The 20148-nt window shown below is 71.7% G+C and carries 15 protein-coding genes; 3 read left to right on the top strand and 12 right to left on the bottom strand.

All coding sequences use genetic code 11. From position 1 onward, the window contains the following. Window positions 1-83 precede the first annotated feature (83 nt). Complete coding sequence (locus tag AC068A_RS08855; protein WP_478582809.1) at window positions 84-1571, top strand: amino acid permease; 1488 nt, start codon at window positions 84-86, stop codon at window positions 1569-1571. 85 nt (window positions 1572-1656) lie between these two features. Here the strand turns inward: AC068A_RS08855 and AC068A_RS08850 are convergent, their stop codons facing one another. Next, window positions 1657-2727 carry an LCP family protein gene (locus tag AC068A_RS08850; RefSeq protein ID WP_478582702.1) on the bottom strand — a complete coding sequence of 357 codons (1071 nt, stop codon included), beginning with the start codon at window positions 2725-2727 and terminating at the stop codon, window positions 1657-1659. A gap of 126 nt (window positions 2728-2853) precedes the next feature. Here AC068A_RS08850 and AC068A_RS08845 point away from each other — a divergent pair, with 126 nt between their 5' ends. Next, a complete protein-coding gene (locus AC068A_RS08845; protein WP_478582699.1) occupies window positions 2854-4002 on the top strand; it encodes a hypothetical protein in 1149 nt (382 codons plus the stop codon). A gap of 19 nt (window positions 4003-4021) precedes the next feature. Here AC068A_RS08845 and AC068A_RS08840 read toward each other — a convergent pair whose 3' ends face one another. The 11 genes from AC068A_RS08840 to AC068A_RS08790 all read right to left on the bottom strand — a co-directional run bounded on the left by AC068A_RS08840 (window position 4022) and on the right by AC068A_RS08790 (window position 18983). After that, window positions 4022-5623, bottom strand: a complete 1602-nt coding sequence (locus tag AC068A_RS08840; RefSeq protein ID WP_478582696.1) for a glycosyltransferase family 2 protein — start codon at window positions 5621-5623, stop codon at window positions 4022-4024. After that, the gene (locus AC068A_RS08835; RefSeq protein WP_478582693.1) at window positions 5620-6459 is read right to left on the bottom strand and encodes an Ig-like domain-containing protein; all 840 of its coding nucleotides are present in this window, start codon (window positions 6457-6459) and stop codon (window positions 5620-5622) included. Before AC068A_RS08835 ends, AC068A_RS08840 begins: the two co-directional genes overlap by 4 nt. A gap of 12 nt (window positions 6460-6471) precedes the next feature. Then, on the bottom strand, window positions 6472-7278 hold the full coding sequence (locus AC068A_RS08830; RefSeq protein WP_478582690.1) for a rhamnogalacturonan acetylesterase: 807 nt from the start codon (window positions 7276-7278) through the stop codon (window positions 6472-6474). Window positions 7279-7280: 2 nt separating this feature from the next. Next, on the bottom strand, window positions 7281-8786 hold the full coding sequence (locus AC068A_RS08825) for an SDR family NAD(P)-dependent oxidoreductase (RefSeq protein WP_478582687.1): 1506 nt from the start codon (window positions 8784-8786) through the stop codon (window positions 7281-7283). Between the two features lie 111 nt (window positions 8787-8897). Then, the gene (locus AC068A_RS08820) at window positions 8898-10898 is read right to left on the bottom strand and encodes a hypothetical protein (RefSeq protein ID WP_478582686.1); all 2001 of its coding nucleotides are present in this window, start codon (window positions 10896-10898) and stop codon (window positions 8898-8900) included. Between the two features lie 157 nt (window positions 10899-11055). Beyond that, on the bottom strand, window positions 11056-12108 hold the full coding sequence (locus tag AC068A_RS08815; protein WP_478582684.1) for a phage baseplate protein: 1053 nt from the start codon (window positions 12106-12108) through the stop codon (window positions 11056-11058). A gap of 129 nt (window positions 12109-12237) precedes the next feature. After that, entirely contained in the window at window positions 12238-14367 is a 2130-nt protein-coding gene (locus AC068A_RS08810; RefSeq protein WP_478582683.1) for a 3-hydroxyacyl-CoA dehydrogenase NAD-binding domain-containing protein, read from the bottom strand. Beyond that, entirely contained in the window at window positions 14364-15590 is a 1227-nt protein-coding gene (locus AC068A_RS08805; protein WP_478582681.1) for a thiolase family protein, read from the bottom strand. The genes AC068A_RS08810 and AC068A_RS08805 overlap by 4 nt, the downstream gene beginning before the upstream one ends. A gap of 222 nt (window positions 15591-15812) precedes the next feature. Next, the gene (locus AC068A_RS08800; protein ID WP_478582679.1) at window positions 15813-17084 is read right to left on the bottom strand and encodes an HRDC domain-containing protein; all 1272 of its coding nucleotides are present in this window, start codon (window positions 17082-17084) and stop codon (window positions 15813-15815) included. Window positions 17085-17356: 272 nt separating this feature from the next. Then, on the bottom strand, window positions 17357-18019 hold the full coding sequence (locus AC068A_RS08795) for a response regulator transcription factor (protein ID WP_179175361.1): 663 nt from the start codon (window positions 18017-18019) through the stop codon (window positions 17357-17359). Between the two features lie 307 nt (window positions 18020-18326). Further along, window positions 18327-18983, bottom strand: a complete 657-nt coding sequence (locus tag AC068A_RS08790) for a DUF3000 domain-containing protein (RefSeq protein WP_478582676.1) — start codon at window positions 18981-18983, stop codon at window positions 18327-18329. A 91-nt stretch (window positions 18984-19074) separates the two neighbouring features. Here AC068A_RS08790 and hemE point away from each other — a divergent pair, with 91 nt between their 5' ends. After that, complete coding sequence (hemE, locus tag AC068A_RS08785; RefSeq protein WP_478582673.1) at window positions 19075-20139, top strand: uroporphyrinogen decarboxylase; 1065 nt, start codon at window positions 19075-19077, stop codon at window positions 20137-20139. Window positions 20140-20148: the final 9 nt, after the last annotated feature.

Genomic DNA, 20148 nt, shown 5'->3' with positions numbered 1-20148 from the left:
GGGAGATCACTCTTGAGGAGTGGGCCTCCCGGCCCGTTCGTGTGCGTCGACACCTGTTCGGAGGTGCGTCGGTGAGTACGGATATGAACAGCCCCTTCCGCACCAAGACGGTGGAGCAGTCCATCCGCGACACGGAGGAGCCGGAACACGCCCTCAAGAAGTCGCTCTCGGCCTGGGACCTGACCATCTTCGGCGTCGGTGTCATCATCGGCACCGGCATCTTCGTCCTGACGGGCATCGCGGCCCGCAACAACGCGGGCCCCGCCACCTCCCTCTCCTTCGTGGCGGCAGGTGTCGTCTGCGCCCTCGCGGCCCTCTGCTACGCCGAGTTCGCGTCCACCGTCCCGGTGGCGGGCTCGGCGTACACGTTCTCGTACGCCTCGATCGGCGAACTGCCCGCCTGGATCATCGGCTGGGACCTGGTGCTCGAATTCGCGCTCGGCACCGCCGTGGTGGCGGTCGGCTGGTCCGGCTACGTCCGGCACCTGATGAACACCAACCTCGGCTGGGACATGCCCGTCGCGCTCTCCGGGCCCGATGCGGGAGGAAGCTTCGACCTGCTGGCGTTCCTGCTGGTCCTGGCGCTGACCGCGATCCTGGTCATCGGAACGAAGCTGTCGGCCCGGATCACCGCGATCGTCGTCGCCGTCAAGGTCACCGTGGTCCTGCTGGTCATCGTCGCGGGCCTGTTCTTCATCAAGGCCGACAACTACGAGCCGTTCATCCCTCCGGCCCAGCCGCAGCCCGAGGGCGCCAGCGGCTGGAAGGCGCCGCTGATCCAGGTGCTGTTCGGCTACGAGCCCACCAACTTCGGCATCATGGGCATCTTCACGGCCGCCTCGCTCGTCTTCTTCGCCTTCATCGGCTTCGACGTGGTGGCCACCGCGGCCGAGGAGACCAGGAACCCGCAGCGCGACATGCCGCGCGGCATCCTGGGCTCGCTGTTCATCTGCACGGTGCTCTACGTCGCGGTGACCCTGGTGGTCACGGGCATGCAGAAGTACACGGAGATGTCGCCGAGCGCCCCGCTCGCCGAGGCCTTCAAGTCCGTGAACCAGCCCTTCTTCGCCGGCGCCATCAGCCTCGGCGCGGCCGTCGGCCTGATCACCGTGTGCATGATCCTGCTGCTCGGCCAGACCCGGGTGTTCTTCGCGATGAGCCGCGACGGGCTGCTGCCCCGCGTCTTCTCCATCACCCACCCGAAGTACCGCACCCCCTACCGGGCGACCGTCCTGCTCGGTGTGGTCATCGCCGTCATCGCGGGCTTCACCAGCCTGGAGAACCTCGCGGAACTGGTGAACATCGGCACCCTGTTCGCCTTCGTGGTGGTCGCGCTCGGCGTCATCATCCTGCGCAGGACCCGCCCCGACCTGCACCGGGCCTTCCGCACCCCGTGGGTGCCGTTCGTCCCGATCCTGTCGATCGCGGCCTCGCTCTGGCTGATGCTCAACCTGCCGACCGAGACCTGGGCCCGGTTCGCCGTCTGGATGGTCGCCGGCTTCATCGTGTACTTCGCGTACAGCCGCCGCAACAGCCGCCTGGGCAAGCTCGGCGCGAACGCCAAGTACTGACACCGCAGCACCTCGCAGCACGCAGCGGGCCCGTACGGGAGACTCCCCGTACGGGCCCGGCGCGTGCAGCGGGGGGTTCCCGGCCTCAGCCCTTGGCCGTGGCGGGGGACTTCTTCGCCTCCGCCGGGATCTTCTGGTCGGTGCGCAGCGCCTCCCACAGCCGGCCGGCCTGCGGCTGCGCGACGACGACGCGGTTGGGGTCGGTCTTGTCGTAGGCCACCGGGAGCATGATGGTCTCCATGGTGTCCGGGTCCACGCCCTTCATGCTCTGCGCGAAGTCGGCGAGCGCGGTGAGGGAGGCGAGTTCGGAGTCGGTGGTGAGCGACTTGGTGCCGGCGTCCGCGAGCTTGTAGAGCCGGGCCGGGTTGCCGAGGGCGTCCTGCTTCTTGATCTCCGAGAGCATCGCCATCATGAACTGCTGCTGGAGGCCTATGCGCCCGAGGTCGCTGCCGTCGCCGTAGCCGTAGCGGGTGCGCACGAACTTCAGGGACTGCTCGCCGTTGAGGCGGTGCGTGCCGGCGTCCAGCTTCAGGCCGCCCTTCGCGCCGCTCATCGGCTTGTCCAGGGTGACGGTGACCCCGCCGAGCGCGTCCACCAGGCCCTTGAAGCCGGCGAAGTCGACCTCGACGAAGTGGTCCACGCGGATCCCGGACAGCTGCTCGACGGTCTTGACCACGCAGGCCGGCCCGGCCAGCGTGTAGACGGAGTTGAACATGACCCGGTCGGCGGCCGCGACGGTCTTGCCGTCGCCGTTCTTGCACTCGGGCCGGGATATGAGGGTGTCGCGGGGGATGCTCACCGCGGTGGCCTTGGAGCGGCCCTCCGGCAGGTGGATCAGCATCGCGGTGTCCGAGCGGGCGCCGCTGACGTTGCCTTGGTCGAGGTCGCCGTTGGCGCCGTCGCGCGAGTCCGAGCCGAGGACCAGGATGTTCTGCGCGCCCGCGACGAGCTTCTTCGGGCGGTTGTCGCCGATGGCCTGGTCCAGGTCGACGCTGTCGATGTTGCCGTTGAGGTGGCTGTACGCCCACCAGCCCGCGCCGCCGGCTGCGAGGATGAGCACCGCCGCCACCAGCAGCACGATCCGCAGGACGCGCCGTCCGCCGCGCCGCGGCCTGCGCCGGGAGGAGGGAGGGGTGGCCGAGGGGCGGTCGGTCATGGAGGGAGTGCCCTTCTATTATCGATGGGGTGCATCATAAGACACCCTTTCGAGTGGCTGGTTCTTTCGGGTGAAGAGCCCTGTCCCTCAGGTTTTGACATATCGGGCAGAAGGGCGGTATGCGGCGTGATCCGCGGCAAAGACGGTAGCCGGGCCGCCTCTTCGGCTCGCGGGGCGCGGGAGGCCCGTCCCGGTGGACCGGGTGCGCGCCAGTCCACCCCGCCGGCCGGAGACTGGCTGTTCCAGGGCGGCGACGGCCGCCTGACGGCCTATGCCTGCACCCCGGGCGGCCTGCTCCGCTGGACCGAGGCGGCCGCCCCCTTCACCGGCTGGACCGGCCCCGACGCCTTCGAGGTCCCGGGCTGGCTGGGAACCGCCGCCATGGCGCGGACCCGCGAGGGCTACGTCCACTTCGCCGCACTGCGGGTCGCCGAGGACGGCTCGGGCCTGCCCGAGGTCATCGTCTCCACCCAGTTCCAGCCCGGCCGCCCCATGATCGACTGGTACAGCCTCGGCACCCCGGCCCTGCGCGGCGTCCCCGAGGGGGACCGGCTGACCGGCCCGCCGCGGATCACCGTCAACCAGCGCTCCGGCTCCACCCACGTCATCGTCTCCCTGCGCCACTCGGGCATCCTGCGGCGCAGCCGCAACGCCGAGGGGGCGTGGGGCGCCTGGAAGCAGGTGGCCGCACAGCCCTACCGGGGCGACGTGGTCCCGATCATGCCGACCGGCGGACTGCTGGAGATGCTCGCCGTCGGCCCGTCCGGCCCCGACCGCTGGACCGGCATCGGCCAGGGCCGCTTCGGCCTCGCCGACCACATCTCCACGCCGGTCGTCCCCGGCACCCCGGTCGCGTACGAGACGGGCGCGCGCCGGGCCACGTACTTCTGGCGCTACCCGGGCGACGGCTCGCTGGTCGCCTGGCGGGCCGCCCGCCAGGGCGTCCAGGGCGGCCTGATGGGCCTCGGCGGCGCGGGCGGCCGCGGCGCGCCCGGCATCGCCCGGGCCGTCCTCGGCGGCTACGACTGCACCGTGCTCGCGCAGACCGGAGCCGAGGGCGACATCGAGGTCACCGCCTACGTCACCGAGAACGAGGGCTACGGCACCTGGTGGGCGTCCATCGGCGGCCGCGGCGCGCACGCCCCGCAGGTCGAGGTCGACGCGGCCGGCCGGGTCGTCGTCGCCGCGTTCGACGAGAGCGGTACGCCCATGTGCGCCCGCCAGGACACGAGCGTCCAGGGGCTGGCGTTCGGCCCCTGGGAGTTCCTCGTCTGATCCGGGCGGCGGGGCGGGCTCAGGCGCGGCCCGGCAGCGGGGCCCGCTGCACGACCTCGAGGGTCAGGCCGCCGTCCTCCGCGTAGTACGGGGTCGCCGCCAGCTCCATGCCCTGCGTGCCCGGCGCGTCCGAGATCCGCACCGGCATCCGGGACGTGGTGTCGAGGTCGGCCGCGCGCCGCGTGCCGAGCCGGACCTCCTGCGTCACTCCCTCGAAGCTGACCGACAGGTACAGGTCCCAGGTGCCCGGGGGCAGCGGCCAGCCGCTGGAGGTCTGCGCCAGGTTGATCCGCGCCGAGAACCGGCCCATCGCGCGGGCCTTGCCCTTGGCGTTGGCGAGGGTGTCGTCCCGGCGGGCCGTGACCGCGTGGGTCTCCTGGGCGCCGCTGGTCCGCTCCCGCAGCACCACCCGGGTCGCACGCTCCTTCGTCGACAGCTGCTCGAAGAAGGCGTACCCGTCCAGCAGCAGCATCGGCCCGTCCCAGCGGGCCTTCTGGAGCTGCTGGGAGACCGTCATGTCGCCGGTGATGTCGAACAGCTCGTCCGGCAGCCCGACCTGCGGGTCCCGGAAGAACGGCAGGGTGGTGAACACGCGCCCGTTCTCCACCGTCTTGCGGACGGCCGGCCGATCCTTGTCCGCCTCGAAGACGGCGATCTGCTGGGCCTCGGCGAACCGGCCCTGGGCCAGCAGCGCGAACCGTACGGCGACCATGCGCGGCAGCAGCGCCAGCGCCCCCGGGGAGGCCTGGGTGCGCAGCACCTCGGCCGCGGCCCACAGCGTCTGGTCCCGCTCCGCCGGGTCGGCGGCCGACAGCAGCGCCTGCGCGGTGGCCCTGCCCAGCTCCACCTCCAGGTGCCGGGCCTGGAGCCGGTCCCGGCGCGGCCCCTCGGGCAACTGCGAGGCGACCAGGGCCAGCATCCGGGAGGCCAGGGCGACCCGGTCGGCCGGGGTCGCCCGGTGGGCGGGCGGGGGGCCCTTGACCACGCAGGTGGCGTCGGCGACGACGGAGACGTTGTCCGCGCCGATGAACGCGCCCGCGGTGAAGACCTGATCGTCCCCGATCGGCATGTCGGTGGGGAAGGCCAGGCCCCGTCGGTGCAGCAGGCTGGTGCGGAACAGCTTGTCCGGGGTCAGCGACCAGTAGACGCGCGAGGCGTAGGCGTCGGTGTAGGCCTGGCTCTTGCGGAACATCGACGTCGGGACCGTGTGCCCGCCGGAGCCCTCCGGCTTGCCGAGCACCACGTCGGCCTCGTTGGCGTCGGCCGCGGCCACCATCCGCTGGAGCGCGTCGGGCGCCAGCCGGTCCGCGGCATCCAGGAAGATGACGTACCGTCCGCGGACCTGGCTCAGCGCCCAGTTGCGGGCCGCGGCCGGGCTCAGCCCGTGCGAGACCTGCCCGACGCGGACGAACCCGGGGTACTGGTGCGCCGCCCGGGCCAGGACGGAGCCGCTCTCGTCCGTCGAGCCGTCGTCGACGCCGATGATCTCCAGCCGGTCCGTGCCGATGGTCTGGGCGAGGAGCGAGGCCAGGCAGGCCTCGAGCGCCTGGGCCTGGTTGAAGACCCGGACCGCGACGGACACGTCCTTGATGTCGGCGGGGTGCGCGACGGCGGTGTTCATGCTGCTGGGTTCCTCGGGCGGTCGGACGGGGCGGCGGACGCGGGGCGGTCGGGGCGGGGCCAGGGCATCTCCCCGGTCAGCTCCGGCCACTGCCAGGGGCGGAAGGCGACGTCCGTCGTCTGCGCGGGGAAGGCGCCCGGGGCGAAGTCCAGGGATCCCACGAAGACGTTCACGTGGGAGGTCAGCTGCTCCCCGGCAGGGGTGCCCACCGTGTACGCGAACCGGTCGTAGCCGGTGAAGCCGGGTGCCGGGCTGTACGTCACCCAGCCGTCGTACGACAGCTGCGCGTCGCCGTGGCGGGGCGCGGTCACCGCCACGGCGGTGCTCCCCGCCGGGCACGCGGACAGCACGTTCACCGAACCGGACCCGCCCGGCTCGGCGGTGAGGCGCAGGCCGCGGGCGGTGGCCCGGCGGACCGGCAGCGCCTCGGCGTCCAGCTTGGCCGTGCGGATGAGCTTGCGGCCGGTGGCGTCCGGGACGGCCACCATCATCTGCGGACGGATCCGCGGCGCCGAGGCCGTGTCGTGGACGCGCAGGTGCAGGATGCCGGTGCCGGTCTCGCCGGAGTCGGCGCGCACCCGGAACCAGCCCTGCCGCGGGAAGTACTCCAGGCCCTGCATGCCCACGATGTCGGCGGACTCGGCCAGCGGGGCCCGGAGCAGGTAGCCGCAGCCGCGCGGGGCGCCCTGGTCGGGGGCCACGGACAGGCCGAGCTGGACCGTCTCGCCGGGCGCGACGCCGCGGCGCGGGTCGACCGAGCAGTACAGGGCGGCGTACACGGCGCCCCCGTCGGGGGTCTCGCCGAGGGCCCGGCCCCGGCACAGGAGGTTGTTCACGGACGGGGCTCCTCAGGCGCCGGGGAACGTGGAGACACGGGACGCGGTGCGGTGCCGGAAGGTCTCCTCGTCCAGCCAGCCCATCTCGTCGTAGTCGAAGCGGGTGCGGTCCAGGTCCCGGCCCCAGTGGGCCGGGATGACGCCCTGCTCCAGCATGCTGCGGGCGATGAACCGGGCGCACTCGATCGCGCCCTCCGCCCGCGTGTGCACGTTGTCCCCGTCCAGGACGTGCTTCTGGAGGGGCTCGCCGCGGCGCAGGTACATGAAGGCGGGCTTGGACGCCTCCGGCCCGAGCTCCTCCCACCACAGCAGGCTCTGTCCGTACAGGTCGACGACCGGTACGTGCTCGTCCTCGGCCAGCTGCCGGGCCGCGACCGGGTAGTCGCCGAGGAAGCGGGCGACGTTGCCGTGCCGGTCGATGCGCCGCCGCTCGTACGGCAGCAGGATCACCGGGTGCCCCTGCCGCTCGCGGGCGCCGTGCACGTACGCGGCCATCTGCTCCAGGAAGGTGGAGAACGGCTCGGTGTGCAGGCCCGGGTCCGGCTTGATGTCGTTCTGGCCGAAGCCGAACAGCAGGTAGTCGCCCGGCGCCATGTCCTCCAGGATCCACTGGAGCCGGCCGCGCTCGCGGAAGCTCTTGGAGCTGGCCCGCGCGCGGGCGCAGTTGACCACCTCCACCGCGTCGGTCAGGAACAGCGGCAGCGCCTGCGTCCAGCCCGCCATCGGCAGGAAGCTGTACGGGCGGGTGACCGCGTTGGAGCCGCCGGCCACGTAGATCCTGGGTCGGCGGCCCTGCTGCGGGACGGATGCGTACGACACGCCTAGACCCCCTGGTCCTCCGACGTCTGGATCAGGACGGAGGCGAGCGCCGCCTCGAACCCGGAGCGCTGCGCCGGGGACGACGTCGGGTCCTGCTTGCGGACGTCGATCACATGGCCGGTCATCTCGGAGACCAGCACGTCCAGGGAGGTCAGGGCCACCGACTCGGAGGTCAGCAGCGACTCCTGGGGCTCCCGGCCGAAGGCCTTGGTGCGCATCGGGGTGGCGGTGCGCTCGGGGTTCACGCAGTTGACGCGGATGCCGTCCTCGGCCCACTCGTCGGCGAGCGCCTGGGTCAGGTTGACCATGGCGGCCTTGGTCGAGGAGTACAGGCTGTACTCGGCGCGGCCGCGGGTGTAGCTGCTGGAGGTGAACAGCAGCAGCTGGCCCTGGGTCTCGCTGAGGTACTTGTAGGAGGCGCGGGCGATGTTCACCGGGGCCAGGTAGTTGACCTCCAGTGCCTCGCGGATGGTCTCGTTGTCGGTCTCGGCGAGGCGGCCGACGCGCAGCACGCCCGCGGTGTTGACGACGTGGTCGATCCGGCCGGTCTCGGCGTAGGCCTTGGCGAGGGCCTCCTCGACGTGGTCGAGGTTCTCGACGTGCGTACCGGTGGTGGAGCGGCCGAGTGCGAAGACGCGGGCGCCGAAGCCCTCGGCGATCCGGCAGATGTCGGCGCCGATGCCGTAGGAGCCGCCGAAGACCACCATCGTCTTGCCGGACAGCTGCTCGCGGTAGGCGTCCTCGCCGGCCTGGGCGGGGGCGGCGTGGGAGGCGAGCTGGAACAGCTTGTCGGCGATGAAGACGTCGACCGGCTGGGTGACCTTCATGTTGTAGTCGTCGCCGGCGACCACGTGGACGGGGACGTCCGGCAGGTACTTCACGACCACCGAGCAGTCGTCGGTCGCCTGGAAGAACGGGTCGGCGGCCGCCCGCTCGTACGCGGCGCGGATGGTGGAGAGCCGGAAGCCCTGCGGGGTCTGGCCGCGGCGCAGCCGGGAGCGGTCGGGGACCTCGGTGATGAACTCGCCGTCGTCGCCGTGGGTCCGCGTCACGATGACGGTGTCGGAGGACGGGATGGCGACGTCGACGGCCTGGTAGCGCTCCAGGGACTCGACGCACTCGCGCACCACGCGCTGGGAGAGCAGGGGGCGCACCGCGTCGTGGAAGAGGAGGTTGCAGTCCTCGCCCTCGCCGAGCCGCTCCGTGGCCGCCCGGATGGCGGTCAGGGTGGTCTCGCTGCGGGTGGAGCCGCCCGCGAGGACGTCCGTCACCTTGCGCAGGCGGGCCTTCTCGACGATGCGGCGGGCGTCGTCCACGTACGCGGGCGTCATGAGGAGGATGACCTCGTCGACGTCGGGCGCGTTCTCGAAGATGTGGAGGGTGTGCTCCAGGATCGACTTTCCGGCGATCTTGAGCAGCTGCTTGGGGATCTCGAGCCCGATGCGCTGGCCGGTGCCCCCTGCGAGTACGACGGCGATGGTGCGGTGGGGGACAGGTCTGGAGGACACGGTCTCCTACTTCCTGAGCTGGTGGTGCGGGGTGGCGGTGCTGACGCGGTGGGGACGCGTGGGTGGGGACGGGGTGGTGCTGGTGGTGCTGGTGCTGCGGGGAGGGGCCGGCTAGACGGGGAAGCGCGTTTCGTCCGGCTCCGGGTACTCGATGGGGAAGTCGCGCAGCCCCCGCCGGTAGAGGTCGTTGGCGGCCGCGTTGAAGCGGACGACCGAGGGCGGGTACTCCGGGCCGAGCAGGTACTCCTTGAGCTGGTCGCGGTAGGGCGCCATGACGTCCCGGCTCGGGTTCAGCGTCGCGTCGAGGGCCTCGGCCAGGCCGTTGCAGTCGCCGTCGAGCAGGTAGGAGGCGTAGGCGGTGCGCTGCTCGTTGCGGAACTCCTGGTCGGGCAGGCCCTCCAGGTTGAAGATCGCGTACGGCTTGCGGGTCGCCACGAAGTCGGAGACGACGCTCGACATGTCGCCGATCAGCAGGTCCGACTGGTTGAAGCAGTCGTACAGGGCGGGGATCCGCTCGGTCACCACGTGGTGCGCGGCCTCGGGGATGGCGCTCCAGTACAGGGCGCCGGCCTGGTTGCGGCTGCGCCGGATGCGCGCGGTCCGCTCCTCCTCGGTGAGGTCGGGGTACTTGGAGCGGACGCCGCGCTCGGAGAGGTCGGCGATGCGCTGGTCGATGCGGGCGAGCTTCTTGGCCGCGGTCTTGGAGTCGGTGAGGTTGCGGCCGAAGCGCCGGGCGTTGTCCTCCTCCAGGAGGGCGATGACGCGGCGGTGCGCGGCGGCGGCCTCGGGGGAGCGGGAGCCGGTCAGCGGGTGCGGCTTGTAGATGATCCGGATCTCGCGCTCGTCGTCGAGCAGCGCCCGGATCAGCTTCTCGCCGGCCGGGATGACGGAGGTGTAGCAGGCGTCGTCGGTCCAGCCCTCCCAGGTGGGGGCGTAGACGACGGTCGGGATCTGCCCCGCCACCTTGCCGGTCCAGGGGTGCAGGGGCGCCAGCTGGGGGCGGCCGACCTCGACGATCTGGTGCGGGGTGACGGCGTGCTTGATGCGCTCGTAGCGGTCGCGGCCGGCCCGGCCGGCCACCCATATCTCGTCGAAGACCTTGCTGACGCGGTTGCTGCTGGCGAGCTTGTCGCTGTCGCCGTGGCCGATGAAGACGTGCTTGACCTCGGCGCGCTGGAGCATGTGCACGTTCTTGCCCGCGTTGCCCGGGTAGAGGGCGACACGCAGCTCGTTCATCTCGATACGGGCGAGATTGTCCGCCTTGGGAACGCAGATGACGGGAACGGGGGTCGCGTCGAGGTAGCGCAGGGTGGCCCGCTCGCGCAGCACGATGATGGGCCGCAGGTCGAGCGCCTCCAGGGCCTCCAGCCACATGTTCACCTGGTACATGAAGTCTTTGGAGATGGCGGCGAACGTGAAGTAGAGCGCGACCTGGGGCCGGTACTCGGCCAGCTGGTGGTTGAGCTCGTCGATGGCCTCGTCGGTGGTGGGCAGCTTCAGCGCGTTGCGCGCGTCGGGCACCAGCACCAGCAGGGAGAAGTAGGCGAGGAAGACCGTGGTGATCATGCCGTACGTGACCCAGCGCCAGTCGTCCGTCGCGATGGTGGCCAGGGATCCGGCGACCAGCGGGATGTCCAGGTGCAGGGTCTTGCGGACGTGCTTGTTCATCAGGAACGGGTGGGGCATGCGGCGGATGCCGAGGGCCTCCAGGTCCAGCCCGCGCGTGGTGAACGGCAGCTCGTTGCGCGACTTGCGGACGTGCTTGAGCAGCGCGCCGTACGCGAGCTGGAGGATGAACAGCAGCAGCAGGCCGATGGTGGTCATCTGCGCCACGAACGACTCGATGTCGGCGATGGCCCCGCACAGGCCCAGCAGCAGGAACTGCCGGATCAGGAAGCGCATGGTGAGGCCGAAGCGCGAGTCGCGCAGCCGCTCCAGGGTCGTCGACTCCGTGTTGTGGAGCATCAGGTCGGCGAGGTAGCTGAGCGCGGCGCACGCGACGAAGAGGGGGAGGGAGACGAACGCGACCGCGACCAGCATCCCGAGGAAGCTGAGGATGAGCCCGGAAGTGATCAGAACGCCGAGTGCGGCGCGCAGCCGCTTTGAGCCCATGGTGCGGTGCCTCCCCCATGGAGGTATAAGAATCGTGTGAAGTGTCGCAGTAGTATAAGCAGCCTCATGCACGGCTCTAGAACGTGCCGTGAACCACAGGCCAATGATTACGGGCCCCGTCACACAAATATGTGACGACCGTCCCTCCGGCGGGCGCTCAGCCCGTGAACCGATACACCGTCAGCTCGCGCCGGTCCTTCGCCTTCACGGAAAATCCGACGCACAAACCCGCCTGCGAACCCGCCCGGCGCACCGCGATTCCCTCGGGCTCCCGGTAGGGCAGATCCCGGGCCGCGGTCACCTTGTGGCGCCCCTGCGCCTGACCCGTCCGCACGTCGATTGCGGACACATAGGTATTCCCGCCAGATTTCCGCGGATTACGCCCGTTCTTCCCGGTATAAGGATTTCCGGTCAGTACGTACACGAAGTCCCCGTACAGCGCGCAGCCCTGGAACCACTCCTCCTCCTTGACCTGCACACCGGCCTTGATCGTCTGGGCCGCGGTGAAGCGCCCGGCCAGGAAATCCGCCATCCCGTACACCGAGAACCGGTGCACGCCCTCCTCCTCGTGGCTCACCAGCACCCGCTCGCCCGCCAGGTCGAGCGCCGGGCAGACGGCGGTGGCGCCGGGCACCGGATCGAAATGCCGTACGGAGTCGTGGGAGCTGTCCAGCACGGCACCGTCCCTGAACGGCACGCGGACCACCGTCCGGCCGTAGCCGTTCTCCGGATCGGCCCGGCCCTCCAGCCATATGTACGTGCGCTGCCCGGTCGGCTCGACACCGAAGGAAATTCCGTGGCCGAAGCCGCGCAGATACATGTGTCCGAGCGTATTCCCGGAAGCGTCCAACCGGGTCAGGCACATATCGCCGGCCGACTTGCGGTCGTCGTACTCGACGGCCTCCTGCTCGTCGTCGAGCCGGATCCCGTCCTGCACCACCTGGAGGGTGTAGACCTGCCCGTTCGTGTCGTCGAACGCGAAGGACTGCGGACCCGTCGTGTTGAACAGCGGCGCCGGCGCAAGCAGCTCCGCACCGGTGCGCAGGTCGAAATCGCCCACCTGCGGCGGGGTGGCGGCGTCCTGGCCCCCGTCCTCGTCGGAACCGGGCCGCTGCGCCCAGGTCAGTCCGCCCGTGGCGAGCCCGGCGGCCGCCGCGCCGCCCGCGAACAGAAGGGTCCGGCGGCTGAAAGGTCTCTTGCCATCCGCCATGGCACCGTATTCTGCCAGCCCGGACGGCGGGCCCCGGGTGCGGGTCCCCGCAAGCGCCGGACGCCCGCCCCCCAGGTGGGGGACGGGCGTCCGCAGTGCTCACCCGCCGTCAGGCAGGCGCCGCCGGCCTCAGGCCGGGACGCTCGCCAGGCCCGGGGCGAGGAACTTCTTGCCGTTCACGCGCTCCGAGACGCCCTCGCGGTCCAGGTACGGCGTGATGCCGCCCAGGTGGAAGGGCCAGCCGGCGCCCGTGATGAGGCAGAGGTCGATGTCCTGGGCCTCGGCCACGACACCCTCCTCCAGCATCAGGCCGATCTCCTGAGCCACCGCGTCCAGGACGCGGTCGCGCACCTGCTCCTCGGTCAGGACCGAGTCGCCCTGGACCAGGAGGGCGGCGACCTCGGGGTCGAGCTCCGGCTTGCCGGAGTCGTAGACGTAGAAGCCGCGCTTGCCGGCCTCGACGACCGCCTTCAGGTTGGGGGAGACCTTGAAGCGCTCCGGGAAGGCGCGGTTCAGGGTCTCGGAGACGTGCAGGCCGATGGCCGGGCCGACCAGCTCCAGCAGCACCAGCGGGGACATCGGCAGGCCGAGCGGCTCGATGGCCTTCTCCGCCGTGACGACCGGGGTGCCCTCGTCGATGACGTTCTGGATCTCGCCCATGAAGCGGGTCAGGATGCGGTTCACGACGAACGCCGGGGCGTCCTTCGTCAGGACCGCGGTCTTCTTCAGCTTCTTGGCGACACCGAAGGCCGTGGCCAGCGAGGCGTCATCGGTCTTCTCACCGCGGACGATCTCCAGCAGCGGGAGGATCGCGACCGGGTTGAAGAAGTGGAAGCCGACCACGCGCTCCGGGTGCTGCAGCTTGGAGGCCATCTCCGACACCGACAGCGAGGAGGTGTTGGTGGCGAGGATCGCGTGCGCCGGGGCGACCGCCTCGACCTCCGCGAACACCTTCTGCTTGACCGTCATCTCCTCGAACACGGCCTCGATGATGAAGTCCGCGTCCGCGAAGCCCTCGGCCTTGTCCAGGACACCGGTCACCAGCGCCTTGAGGCGGTTGGCCTTGTCCTGGTTGATGCGGCCCTTGCCCAGCAGCTTCTCGATCTCGGCGTGGACGTAGCCCACACCCTTGTCGACGCGCTCCTGGTCGATGTCGGTGAGGACCACCGGCACCTCGAGGCGGCGCAGGAACAGCAGCGCCAGCTGCGAGGCCATCAGGCCCGCGCCGACGACGCCGACCTTGGTGACCGGGCGCGCCAGCGACTTGTCCGGGGCGCCGGCCGGGCGCTTGCCGCGCTTCTGCACCAGGTTGAAGGCGTAGATGCCCGAGCGCAGCTCGCCGCCCATGATGAGGTCGGCCAGGGCCTGGTCCTCGGCGTCGAAGCCCTTCTGCAGGTCGCCGTCCTTGGACGCCTCGATGATGTCGAGGGCGCGGTACGCGGCCGGGGCCGCGCCGTGCACCTTGGCGTCCGCGATGAAGCGGCCCTTGGCGACGGCCTGGTCCCAGGCCTCGCCGCGGTCCACCTCGGGACGCTCGACCGTGACGTCGCCCTTGAGGACCTTGGCGGTCCACAGCAGGGACTGCTCCAGGAAGTCGGCGCCCTCGAAGATCGCGTCGGCGATGCCGAGCTCGAAGACCTGCTTGCCCTTGAGCTGCTTGTTCTGGTTCAGCGAGTTCTCGATGATCACCGAGACCGCCTTCTCCGCGCCGATCAGGTTCGGCAGGATCGTGCAGCCGCCCCAGCCCGGGACCAGGCCCAGGAACACCTCGGGGAGGGAGAACGCCGGCAGCGCCTTGGAGACGGTGCGGTAGGTGCAGTGCAGACCGGCCTCGACACCGCCGCCCATCGCCGCGCCGTTGTAGTACGCGAAGGTGGGGACGGCCAGGCCCGCCAGACGCTTGAAGACGTCGTGGCCGCCCTTGCCGATGGCCAGCGCCTCGTCGTGCGCCTTCAGCAGCTCGACGCCCTTGAGGTCGGCGCCGACCGCGAAGATGAACGGCTTGCCGGTCAGGCCGACGCCGGCGATCGCGCCCTCGGCGGCCTCCTTCTCGACCTGGTCGACGGCGGCGTTCAGGTTCGCCAGCGACTGCGGGCCGAAGGTGGTCGGCTTGGTGTGGTCGAAGCCGTTGTCCAGCGTGATGAGCGCGAAGCGCCCGGCGCCGTACGGCAGGTCGAGGTGGCGGACGTGCGCCTGCGTGACGACCTCGTCCGGGAACAGCTCGGCCGCGCCCTTCAGGAGCTCAGCGGTGGTGCTCACTTGGAGTCTCCCTCGGTGTCGAAGTGCGGGTTCTCCCAGATGACCGTCGCGCCCATGCCGAAGCCCACGCACATGGTGGTCAGGCCGTAGCGGACGTGCGGCTGCTCCTCGAACTGGCGGGCCAGCTGCGTCATCAGGCGGACGCCGGAGGAGGCCAGCGGGTGGCCGAACGCGATCGCGCCGCCGTACTGGTTGACGCGGGCGTCGTCGTCGGCGATGCCGTAGTGCTCCAGGAAGGCGAGGACCTGGACCGCGAACGCCTCGTTGATCTCGAAGAGGCCGATGTCGTCGATCGTCAGGCCGGCCTGGGCCAGGGCCTTCTCGGTGGCCGGGATCGGGCCGTAGCCCATGACCTCCGGCTCCACGCCCGCGAAGGCGTAGGAGACGAGGCGCATCTTGACCGGGAGGCCGTTCTCGCGGGCGAAGTCCTCGGACGCGATGATCGCGGCGGTGGCGCCGTCGTTGAGACCGGCGGCGTTGCCCGCGGTGACCCGGCCGTGGGTACGGAACGGGGTCTTCAGGTTCGCCAGGTTCTCCAGCGTGGTGCCCGGGCGCATCGGCTCGTCGGAGGTGACCAGGCCCCAGCCCGTCTCACCGACCTCCGCGTTGGTGTTGCGCACCGAGATCGGGACCAGGTCCTGCTGGATCTTGCCGTCGGCGTACGCCTTGGCGGCCTTCTCCTGCGAGCGCACGGCGTACTGGTCGGCGCGGAGCTTGGTGATCGTCGGGTACCGGTCGTGCAGGTTCTCGGCGGTCATGCCCATGAACAGGGCGGACTCGTCGACCAGCTTCTCGGAGACGAAGCGCGGGTTCGGGTCGACGCCCTCGCCCATCGGGTGGCGGCCCATGTGCTCGACACCGCCGGCGAGGGCGACGTCGTACGCACCGAAGGCGACCGAGCCGGCGACCGAGGTGACGGCGGTCAGCGCGCCGGCGCACATGCGGTCGATCGAGTAGCCCGGGACGGACTGCGGGAGGCCCGCGAGGATGCCGGCCGTGCGGCCCAGCGTGAGGCCCTGGTCGCCGATCTGCGTGGTGGCGGCGATGGCCACCTCGTCGATCTTCTTGGGGTCCAGGTCCGGGTTGCGGCGCAGCAGCTCCCGGATCGCCTTCACGACGAGGTCGTCGGCGCGGGTCTCGTGGTAGATGCCCTTCGGGCCCGCCTTGCCGAACGGGGTGCGGACGCCGTCGACGAAGACGACGTCCCTGACGGTACGAGGCACGTTGGCTCTCCTCCAGGTGCGGGTGTGCACTGCTGCGCGGCGGGCGGCCCGGCACGAGGTCCTGAGCGCCCGCTCACCCGCCCATGCTACTTGCGAGTAACCGGTGTGCACACCCCCTCGCCGAGGAGCGGTGAAGGTCACACTCCGCCGTCTTCGCGGGATGGCGCGGACATGCGTGAGCCCCCGGCCTGCGGGCCGGGGGCTCACGGGGTGCGCGTACGGTCAGGCGGTCGCGGCCAGGGCCGTGACCAGCGCCGGGGTCACCTGCTCGATCTGCCACAGGCGGGCGCCGTAGCCGACCAGGGCGCCGGCCACGGTGTCCTGGTCGAGCCGCTTGGGCGGCTCCCAGCACAGCCGCCGGACGGTGTCCGGGGTGATCAGGTTCTCCTGGGGCAGGGCCAGCCGCTCGGCGAGCGCGGACACGGCCGTCCGGGCGGCCGACAGGCGGGCCGCGGCGGCCGGGTCCTTGTCGGCCCACGCCCGCGGCGGCGGCGGGCCCGCGGGGCCGGCCCCCGGCTGCGGCAGTTCGCTCTCGGGCAGCGCCTTCGCCCGGTCCACGGCGGCCATCCACTGCTCCAGCTGGCGCCGGCCCATCCGCTGCCCGTACCCGGGCAGGGCCGCCAGCGCGTGCACGTTCCCCGGCAGGGCGAGCGCGGCCTCGACGATCGCGGCATCGCTCAGCACCTTGCCCGGCGAGACGTCACGCCGCTGCGCGATCCGGTCGCGGGACTCCCACAGCTCGCGCACGACGGCCATCTGCCGGCGCCGGCGCACCTTGTGCATGCCGGAGGTGCGGCGCCAGGGATCCTTGCGCGGCGGGGCGGGCGGGGCGGCGGCGATGGCGTCGAACTCCTGCCGCGCCCACTCCAGCTTGCCCTGCCGGTCCAGCTCCTTCTCCAGCGCGTCGCGCAGGTCCACCAGCAGTTCGACGTCGAGCGCCGCATAGCGCAGCCACGGCTCGGGGAGCGGGCGGGTCGACCAGTCGACGGCGGAGTGCCCCTTCTCCAGCGCGTAGCCGAGCACGCTCTCGACCATCGCGCCCAGCCCCACGCGGGGGAAGCCGGCGAGCCGGCCGGCGAGCTCGGTGTCGAACAGGGAGGTCGGGACCATGCCTATGTCGCGCAGGCACGGCAGGTCCTGGGTGGCGGCGTGCAGGATCCACTCGGTCCCGGACAGGGCCTCGCCCAGCGCGGACAGATCGGGGCAGCCGGTGGGGTCGACCAGCGCGGACCCCGCGCCTTCGCGGCGCAGCTGCACCAGGTAGGCGCGCTGGCCGTAGCGGTATCCGGAGGCGCGCTCGGCGTCGACCGCCACGGGGCCGGTGCCCGCGGCGAATGCCGCGATCACCCGGGCGAGGGCGTCCTCGTCGGCGACCACCGGGGGGATCCCCTCGCGGGGTTCGAGCAAGGGAATCGGCGCCTTGTCGACGTCGTCCGGGGGGCCGCCCCCGGTGGTGGTGCGCAGGTCTGCTGCGGTCTCTTGGGCGTCGGTCACCGCTCAAGGGTATCCGCGGATGGGACGCGCCCGTCGCCGGAACGTTCCGTCGACGGGCGCGGTGGGGAGGAGCGGCGGCTCCCCCCGGAGTCGCCGGGGGGAAACCCCGGTGCCGGCGGTTCGTGGGGGAGCCGGTCGCCGGGAGGGGAGGTCGGGCGGTCGGGCGGTCGGGGGAAGGCTGCGGGCGGAGCGAGGTAGGGGGACGGGGAGGCCGACCGACGGGGGCCGAGGGGAAGGCGGCGGGGAGGGCGGAAGGGAGGGCGGCGGCGAGCTCAGTGGATGATGCCGGTCCGCAGCGCGACGGCGACCATTCCGGCCCGGTCGCCGGTGCCCAGCTTGCGTGCGATCCGGGCGAGGTGGGACTTGACGGTCAGGGCGGACAGCCCCATCGAGACGCCGATGGCCTTGTTGGACTGGCCCTCGGCGACGAGGCGCAGGACCTCGACCTCGCGGCCGGAGAGCTCGCGGTAGCCGCCCGGGTGGCTCGGGGCACCCGGGGGGCGGCGGTGCATGCGGGCGGCGGCGGCACCGATGGGGGCGGCGCCGGGCCGGGTGGGGAGCCCGATGTTGGTCCGGGTGCCGGTGACGACGTAGCCCTTGACCCCGCCCGCGAGGGCGTTGCGCACCGCGCCGATGTCGTCGGCGGCGGACAGGGCCAGGCCGTTCGGCCAGCCCGCCGCGCGGGTCTCGGAGAGCAGGGTCAGCCCGGAGCCGTCCGGCAGGTGCACGTCGGCGACGCAGATGTCGCGCGGACTGCCGATCCGGGGGCGGGCCTCCGCGATGGACGACGCCTCGATGACATCACGTACTCCGAGGGCCCACAGATGGCGGGTCACGGTGGAACGGACGCGCGGGTCGGCCACGACGACCATGGCCGTCGGCTTGTTCGGGCGGTAGGCGACCAGGCTTGCGGGCTGCTCGAGAAGAACGGACACCTAGGCCTCCTGGGGGAGTGGCGGGACGGCCGGCTCGGGGAAGGAAGCCGGTGCGAACCGTGCGGATGGTCACTGACTCCTCCTTCGGCACGTCACCCGCCCGGCTTTAGGGAATGATCACGATTTGGTGAGTAACAATTCGGGCAATTCGGACGCACGATCGATCATCGTGTGATCAGAAGCCCGCAACCCGTCCCGTGATCCGGCACTCCCCCGCACTCTTTCGATCAGCCGTTCCCCGGACGGCCGCCCCGAGGAGTGACCCGAGCGCCCCGAGGGTGACCCGGGGCCGCCGTACGGACCACCGCTACGGGTGGTGCGGCCCGCGCCGCTGCGGCAGCGAGACCACCCCGGGCCCCGACTCCCCCGGACCGAGCGGCGGCAGCCCCGCCACCTGGCACAGCAGCTCGCACCACGCCGCCAGGTGCCCGGCGGTGTCCGGCACCCCGCCCACCCCCTCGCGCGGGGTCCACGAGGCCCTGATCTCGATCTGCGTCGCCGGCCGCCGCTCCGCGAGCCCGCCGAAGTAGTGCGAGCCCGCCATCGTCACGGTGCCGCCCGCCTCCCCGTACGACAGCCCGCGCGCCTCCAGCGCCCCGGTCAGCCAGGACCAGCACACCTCCGGCAGCAGCGGGTCCGCGGCCATCTCCGGCTCCAGCTCCGCCCGGACCAGCGTCACGAGCCGGAAGGTGCCGCGCCAGGCCTCGTGCCCGGCCGGGTCGTGCAGCAGGATCAGCCGGCCGTCGGCCAGGTCGTCCTCGCCCTCCACGACCGCCGCCTCCAGCGCGTGGGCGTACGGCGCCAGCCGCTGCGGCGGTCTCGCGGGGTCGATCTCGATCCCCGGCCGCAGGCGCGCCTTCGCCAGCCCCTCGACCGCCCGTCGGAACGGGAGCGGGACGGAGCTCTCCTTCCCGCTGTCCACACCGTCGGCGCCATCTGAAAATCGTCCCTGAGCCGCAGCCATGCCCGGAAGACTAGGCGGAACGAGGGCTCGCGCGGCGCAGGGACACCCGCGCCGGGTGGGCCACTTCGCCGTACGTGCGAAGATCTGCGGCGTGAGCGCCAACGACCGCCCGACGGGCCAGCCGAGTCAGACGTACGATTCCGCCTTCCTGAAGGCGTGCCGCCGTGAGCCCGTGCCGCACACCCCGGTGTGGTTCATGCGTCAGGCCGGCCGCTCCCTGCCGGAGTACCGCCAGGTGCGCGAGGGCACCGCGATGCTCGAGTCGTGCATGCGCCCCGACCTGGTCACCGAGATCACCCTCCAGCCGGTGCGCCGCCACAAGGTCGACGCGGCGATCTTCTTCTCCGACATCGTCGTGCCCCTCAAGGCCATCGGCATCGACCTCGACATCAAGCCGGGCATCGGCCCGGTCGTCGCGCAGCCGATCCGCCGCCGCGAGGACCTCGCACAGCTGCGCGACCTCACCCCCGAGGACGTCCCGTACGTCACCGAGGCCATCGGCATGCTCACGGGTGAACTGGGCTCCACGCCGTTGATCGGTTTCGCCGGCGCGCCTTTCACCCTCGCGAGCTACCTCGTCGAGGGCGGCCCGTCCCGCAACCACGAGCACACCAAGGCCCTCATGTACGGGGACCCGCAGCTGTGGGCGGACCTCCTCGACCGCCTGGCCGAGATCACCTCCGCCTTCCTGAAGGTCCAGATCGAGGCCGGCGCCTCGGCGGTCCAGCTCTTCGACTCCTGGGTCGGCGCCCTCGCCCCGGCGGACTACCGGCGCTCGGTGATGCCCGCTTCGGCGAAGGTCTTCGACTCCGTCGCCTCCTACGGCATCCCGCGGATCCACTTCGGCGTGGGCACCGGCGAGCTGCTCGGCCTGATGGGCGAGGCCGGCGCGGACGTCGTCGGCGTCGACTGGCGGGTCCCGCTGGACGAGGCGGCCCGCCGCGTCGGCCCCGGCAAGGCGCTCCAGGGCAACCTCGACCCCGCAGTGCTCTTCTCCACCGCCGAGGCCGTCGAGGCCAAGACTGACGAGGTCCTGGCGGCGGCCGCCGGCCTCGAGGGCCACGTCTTCAACCTGGGCCACGGCGTCCTCCCGACCACCGACCCGGAGGCCCTGACCCGCCTGGTGGACTACGTCCACACGAAGACGCAGCGGTAGCCGGCCCGC

The organism is Streptomyces sp. NPDC043854, from assembly GCF_056436005.1.
The sequence above is the reverse complement of the archived record's forward strand: the minus strand, read 5'-3'. Positions and strand labels throughout refer to the sequence as shown.

Coding starts and splice junctions, on each gene's coding strand:
- AC068A_RS08815 (WP_478582684.1), bottom strand. CDS start 12,108: ATGGCGGATGGCAAGAGACCTTTCAGCCGCCGGACCCTTCTGTTCGCG.
- AC068A_RS08850 (WP_478582702.1), bottom strand. CDS start 2,727: ATGACCGACCGCCCCTCGGCCACCCCTCCCTCCTCCCGGCGCAGGCCG.
- AC068A_RS08855 (WP_478582809.1), top strand. CDS start 84: ATGAACAGCCCCTTCCGCACCAAGACGGTGGAGCAGTCCATCCGCGAC.
- AC068A_RS08820 (WP_478582686.1), bottom strand. CDS start 10,898: ATGGGCTCAAAGCGGCTGCGCGCCGCACTCGGCGTTCTGATCACTTCC.
- AC068A_RS08840 (WP_478582696.1), bottom strand. CDS start 5,623: ATGAACACCGCCGTCGCGCACCCCGCCGACATCAAGGACGTGTCCGTC.
- AC068A_RS08790 (WP_478582676.1), bottom strand. CDS start 18,983: ATGGCTGCGGCTCAGGGACGATTTTCAGATGGCGCCGACGGTGTGGAC.